This window comes from Myxococcus vastator (assembly GCF_010894475.1).
Lineage (GTDB): Bacteria > Myxococcota > Myxococcia > Myxococcales > Myxococcaceae > Myxococcus > Myxococcus vastator.
Genome location: NZ_JAAIYB010000502.1, coordinates 1 through 5,765 on the forward strand (window position 1 = coordinate 1; position 5,765 = coordinate 5,765).

General features: G+C 70.0%; 5 protein-coding genes. 3 read left to right on the top strand and 2 right to left on the bottom strand.

The features are described 5' to 3' along the window. A partial coding sequence (locus tag G4D87_RS32465) for a hypothetical protein (RefSeq protein ID WP_163786566.1) occupies positions 1-285 on the top strand: 285 nt, incomplete at its 5' end. A gap of 22 nt (positions 286-307) precedes the next feature. After that, the gene (locus G4D87_RS32470) at positions 308-1,174 is read left to right on the top strand and encodes a cupin-like domain-containing protein (protein ID WP_163786567.1); all 867 of its coding nucleotides are present in this window, start codon (positions 308-310) and stop codon (positions 1,172-1,174) included. A gap of 15 nt (positions 1,175-1,189) precedes the next feature. Here G4D87_RS32470 and G4D87_RS32475 read toward each other — a convergent pair whose 3' ends face one another. Both G4D87_RS32475 and G4D87_RS32480 read right to left on the bottom strand, forming a co-directional pair. Next, the gene (locus tag G4D87_RS32475) at positions 1,190-2,629 is read right to left on the bottom strand and encodes a hypothetical protein (RefSeq protein WP_163786568.1); all 1,440 of its coding nucleotides are present in this window, start codon (positions 2,627-2,629) and stop codon (positions 1,190-1,192) included. Between the two features lie 55 nt (positions 2,630-2,684). Further along, the gene (locus tag G4D87_RS32480) at positions 2,685-4,949 is read right to left on the bottom strand and encodes a lantibiotic dehydratase (protein ID WP_163786569.1); all 2,265 of its coding nucleotides are present in this window, start codon (positions 4,947-4,949) and stop codon (positions 2,685-2,687) included. Between the two features lie 170 nt (positions 4,950-5,119). On the opposite strand from G4D87_RS32480, the gene G4D87_RS32485 reads away from it, so the two are divergent. After that, positions 5,120-5,765, top strand: a 646-nt coding sequence (locus G4D87_RS32485; RefSeq protein WP_240358787.1) for a glutathione S-transferase, incomplete at its 3' end; no start/stop codon positions are given.

Below are 5,765 nucleotides of genomic sequence, written 5' to 3' on the forward strand. Positions count from 1 at the left end.
CCCCAGGACCCCATCGCCCTCAACCGCGCCGTCCGTGACTGGGTGGGCGCCCGCCTCCAGGACGGCACGTTCGACTGTGCCTACTACGTCCTCCCGAAGATGGGCCTCTGTATCCTCAACGCCGACTCGCACGAGTCGCTGCTGACGCTGCTGCGCGCCTGGCCGTCCTTCGCGTTCCAGGAGTTCGAAATCCACATGCTGGCGGACGTGCGCCACGGCATCGACAACAACTTCGAGCGCCTGCAGAAAGCAAGCGCCCCAGGCCCGTCCGAGAGCGCGGCCTGACGCACCACCCGGGAGAGCCGCCATGAGCACCGCCACCGCCCAGAAGGGCGCAGCGCCCCTGGTCCCCGAGCGCATGCCGCTCGACAACCGCCGGGCCTTCTACGAGCGCATCGAAGCCAACAACAAACCCGTCATCCTCACCGACGCCATGAAGGGCTGGCCCGCGGCCGAGCGGTGGACCTTCGACTACTTCGCCACGAAGTACCGCGACGTGAGCGTCCCCGTGGAGTGGCTGCAGTACAACGCCAAGGACACGGGCGGCGTGGAGCGCGTGGGCCGCGTGCGGAAGATGAGCATGCAGGAGTACGTCGACACGCTGAAGGCGAAGGGCGACGAGACGCCGGGCTACCTCATCGGCAACGACTTGTTCCGCACCCTGCCGGAGCTGCACAAGGACGTCCGCTTCGACGAGTACGCCGTCCAGCGCAAGCTCACCGAGCAGCTCTTCTTCATGGGCCCGCGCGGCACTTTCACCCAGCTCCACCTGGACCGCGCGCACAACCTGCACGCCGTCATGGTGGGCCGCAAGCAGTGGCAGTTGTACTCGCCCAGGCGGGACGCGGAGCTGCGCCCGGCGAAGCTCAGCCACCCGTGGTCCGTCGTGAGCACGCATGACTTGACGCCCCACGGCGGCAAGTCGGACCAGCTCCCCGGTGGCCTCGCCCCGGACTATGACTTCGTCCTGGAGGCCGGGGAGATTCTCTACCTGCCCTACGGCTGGTGGCACCGCGTGTACACGGTGGAGGACGCCATCGCCACCAACTACTGGTGGTGGACCTGGTCGATGCTGGCCAAGCTGGGCCCGAAGCTCATCCCCTCCATCGCCTTGAGCGCGGCGGGCCGCATCCGCAAGCAGCAGAAGCTGGGCCGCGAGTACCGCGAGCAGTAACGCGGCCCCGCGGTCTCACTCCAGCTCGATGAGGGCGCCCACCACGGCGCCCTGCGCGACATTCACCACGCCGGTGCCCCGCTGCATGGGGCACATGCGGAAGAAATGCCCGCCGTAGGTCTCTCCGAGCACGAAGAGCCCCCAGACCACGCTGTAGGGCACCACCGTGCCCTCTGGCCCCAGGGCGTGGATGGGCGTCGGGCGCACGCGCTCCTGCACCACCCAGCCGCCCACGTCGAGCGCCTCGCGCACGGCCGTGTCCCAGTCGGCGGCGGAGGTCGCCCAGCCCAGCCGCACGGACTCGCCGCCGTAGTCCCGGCCCGGCTTGAGGACCAGGGACTCGCGCTGCGTGGCCAGCAGCTCCGGGATGAAGTACCGCGTCCCGTCGCGCTCGATGTGCGTCCGTTCGACCCGGCATGTCCAGGGGACGCTCCGGCGCACCAACTCCCGTTCCGGCTCGGACAGCGCGGACGTCGCCACGTGCTCCCACAGCAGCGTGAGGTTGCGCTTGTCGTCGAGCACATCCTGCGCCGGGCCGTTGAGCAGGCTGACGGTCCGGGCATCGAACGCGGCCTGGGCCCGCGCGACGTAGGCCGCGCCCGCCAGCGCCACCCTGTCGCGCGCGTCGTACTCCACGACGGCGTGCAGCCGCTTGCCCCGGAGCGTGAGGCGCGCGCCGGGCTCGGACTCCACCGAGCCATAGGTGGCCATGAGGACCTCGCCGCGCGCGCCTTCGGGCTGGAGGAGCTCCTGGAGCTGGGCGGTGAAGAACCGGCTCACCTGCTCCGCCGAGCCCGCGTCCGGCAAGGTGCTCGGGGAGAAGAGGATGCCGATGTTGCACTCCCCTTCCCAGTCGACGTCTCGCCGCACGGTGTCGACGAGGTTCGCGAAGAAGTCGCGCAGCGTCCGCGGCTGACGGACGCGCAGCCGCTGCTCCGCGGCGAAGCGCTGCATCGCGGGCTGCGCCAACACCTGCTGGACGTGGATGGCCGTCTCCCAGCCCCCCACGCCCGCCGTCATGTTGAACTCCAGGCACTTGAGGGCCGTGCCGTCATGGATGAAGTCACCGCGGCCAATGGCCCCCCGGGCGTCATCCGTCCGCGCCAGGGCCTCGAGCGCCGCGTGCGCCCGCTCATGCGGAATCCCATAGAACGCCGCCGCGCGGTCCGTCGCGCCCAGCAGCCGCCGAGGGGCCCGCTTGATGAGCCGGCAGAGCGCAGGCGCCACCTCCCGCATCTGCCGCGCGACCGGGCCCTCCACGAAGGTGGGCCAGGCATGCAGCTCATACGGGATGAGCGGCGACGCCTCGTACGGCTTGAACGTCTGGCGCGAGAAGACCTCGGGGACGCGCTCGGCGAACTCCAGGAACGCGGCGGCGGCGGGGGAGAGCTGACCGTGCTGCGCTTTGACTTCTGGAGAGAAATGTCCGCCGGGAATCGGCTCGGGCACGCTCATGGGCGTACGGCTCCTTCGTGAACAGGGGTGAAACCGTTGCAATGCCGCGGGCTGCTCAAGACAGCTCGCAGACCAGCCGCAGCTCGCTCGTGTAGCGGCGCTGAGCCGCGTCGGTGAGCCAGAGGTGCTCCGGATCCGGCAGCATCTCCGAGAACTGGACGCGTGAAGCTGGCGACTTCTCCGCCGTGCTCCGCACCAGCTTCGCCATCATCTCCACCAGCAACGGGCTGTCGAAGTCCACGAAGCAGGGCTTGCGCTCCGTCGCCACCTTGAAGAACGCGAAGCGTGGAATGCCCAGCCGCTGCTGCCAACGCCGGACCTCCAGCCACTGCGCCAGCGAGTCAGTGATTCCGGCGAAGCTCAGCTCGGAAGCAGGCGCGCTCCAGCGCTCGCGAGCGACGACCACGCCGTCCACCGTCACGCGGGGCGAGTAGTCGTCCGCCAGCGCCAGGTCGAAGATGCTGGCGCAGCGCTGCTCCAGGAAGACGGCCATGAACTCCATGAGGCCGAAGCGGCGCCCACTTACGCGGTCGAGGACCTCCAACGCGCCGTCACGCCGCTCCACCACCATGTCCCCCACGCGAAGCGCGCGGGCGCCTGGCTGAGGCGGCGGCTCCTGCCCGGAGAGGTAGTAGAGGCTGTCACGCGGGAAGAGGCACGGCAGCGTGCGCTGGCTCCACTCGGACTTGGGGAACACGGGCACCACGTCGGCCCCGGTGGCGCACCGCTCCGCGAGCGCGAAGAGCTCCTCGGGCGCGGGGTGCTGCTCCACGAAGAGCGAGGAGATGCTGTTGCACAGGTGCAGCTCCCCCAGCACGAGCTGGTAGTCCCCGGTGCGGACGGCCTCCTCGCTGGCCGCGTCAATCATCACGTCCGGCGAGGCATGCCAGCGGCTCCGCCACGCCGGGCCCGCCTCGCCGAAGGCGTCGAGCACCCGGGGCCGGAGCGAATCAACGGTGCGCGTCTGTCGTCGGACCTCCGGCTCCAGCGCGAAGAGCTCACGCCAGCGCCGGCGATGCTCGGCGACTGCCTTGGCCACGGGCATCAGCTCCGCTTCGGTGGCCGGGTCCTTGAGCCCCTGGACGAAGGCGAGCTGGAGCGCGGTGAGCGACACGGGCGCGCCGCCTTCGGACAACCGGTCGAACAGCGCATCCAACCCCGCGCGCGTGCCCCGGGTCACCTCCCCCACCAGCCACCGCGCTCCGGTCAGCACCAGCTCCAGCACGGCGCCGAGCCGATCAATCACCGGAGCGCCCAGCATCAGCGCGCCGTCGCGTTCACAGTCCTCGTAGATGAGCGTCCGCGAGGCATACGTCTGTCCCGCCGCGCGCGTGGGCGACGCGCCCGTCACCTCCTGGAACACGGCCTCCAGCTCCGCGACCGCCGCATCCAGGGCCGAGGGCGTTCCAGCCGCCGCTTCGACCGCGGCGCGCGCGCGCTCCAGCCGCTCCAGCGGGGCCAGCGCACGGGCCCGCGCGTCGGCGTCCTCGATGGCCATCAGCGCGCCGCGCAGCACCACCTCGGGCCGGAGGACGAGCGGCACCTCCCAGCCCCAGACCAGGACGCCGAATCCCACCGCCTGTTCGAGCGCCGTGAAGATTTCATCCTGCGTGGCGAAGGCCGGTGAATCACCGGCGGTGAGCTCCCGAGCGATGCTCACGGCGCTGGCCGAGCCATCACACCGCGACAGCAGCAGCGCCTGCTCCGGGCTCAGCTCCACGGGCGTGGGCATGGGACCGTGAAGCACGTGGCCCTCCAGCCGGAAGTAGGGCAACAGCCGGGGCGGTGCCCAGTGACGCAGGGACGCGTCGCGCGCCAGGGCCGCGCTGAGCGCATCCAGGCACCACGTCTCGAAGTAGACCGCGCGCCGGGAGACGAGCTTCTTCCCGGGCGTCCAGCGCAGCCCGTCATTGAACGCCGTAAGCCGGGCCCAACCCACGGGACCAAAGAAGCCGATGGTGTCGTTCTTGGTGCTGTAGCGCTGGACGTAGGAGGCCACCAGGCGCTCGCGCTGCCGGGCCTTGCTGTTGCGCGCGGTGGCGGGAAGCGCCGCCAGCGGCTCCACGCCCGTCTTGTAGGCATGGCGGTTCTGCCAGAGCAGCGCCTCGCTCAAGTGGGGTGCGCCCGCCAGCGCGCGCAACGCCGCGCTGATGGCCAGCAGGTCCGAGTCAAACGCGGCGCGCAGGGCATCACCGGGTGTCTCATCCCCTGACGCGAGCCATGTATCGGCGGCGGACGCCGCGGTCGGAGCCGCGAGCCGGAGCGCATCCTGGGCGGGAAAGCCGGCGCCACGCAGCGCGGCCCAACCCCACAGGGCCATCCCTGGAGCAAGAGAGACGAGCGCGGGTGCTTCGGGCTTCGCGGAATCCAGAGGCTCGGATACACCAGTCAAGGAAGTCTGCCCCTTCCGAATAATACGTTTACTCTAGTATAGAGCCACTCCCTTCCAACCACGAACCCTGTATGAACGCTCAATCATCATTGCCGCGCTTGTCGTATTTCACGGGTCGCGGCGTCGCCGAGAAGATCCGCCTGCTGCTCGCCGAGTCCGGTACGGAGTACGAGGACATCGACCTGGGCCCCTATGACGTGAAGGCCAAGGAGAAGACGCCGGCCTTCGAGGCTCTCAAGGCCGCTGGCAAGCTGGCCTTCGACAAGGTGCCGCTGTGGGAGGAGCCGGACGGCTTCCGCGTGGTGCAGAGCCTGGCCATCCTGCGACACGTCGCGCGCACCCGCGGCCTCTATGGGAAGGATGCGCGAGAGACGGCCGCCTGCGACATGGTCATCGACGGCGTCGAGGAAGTGACGGCCCGGGCGCGCAGCTTGACTTCGCTCACGCCGGACCAGCTCTCCGAGCAGCTCCCCATCATCCTGGGCGAGGAGCTGCCGCAGTGGCTCGCGCACTTCGAGCGGCTGCTGAAGAGCAACGGCAGCGGCGACGGCTTCTTCGTTGGGGCCTCCGTGACGGTGGCGGACACCAGCGTCTTCGGCTTCCTGGAGTTGCTCGTGGACAACGGCCTCCAGGACCTCCTGGAGAGCACCTACCCTGGGCTGTTCGGGTTCTTCGAGCGCATGAAGCAGCGCCCCAACCTCGCGCGGCACCTCGCCAGCCCCAAGCGGCCCCCCGCCGTCCAGC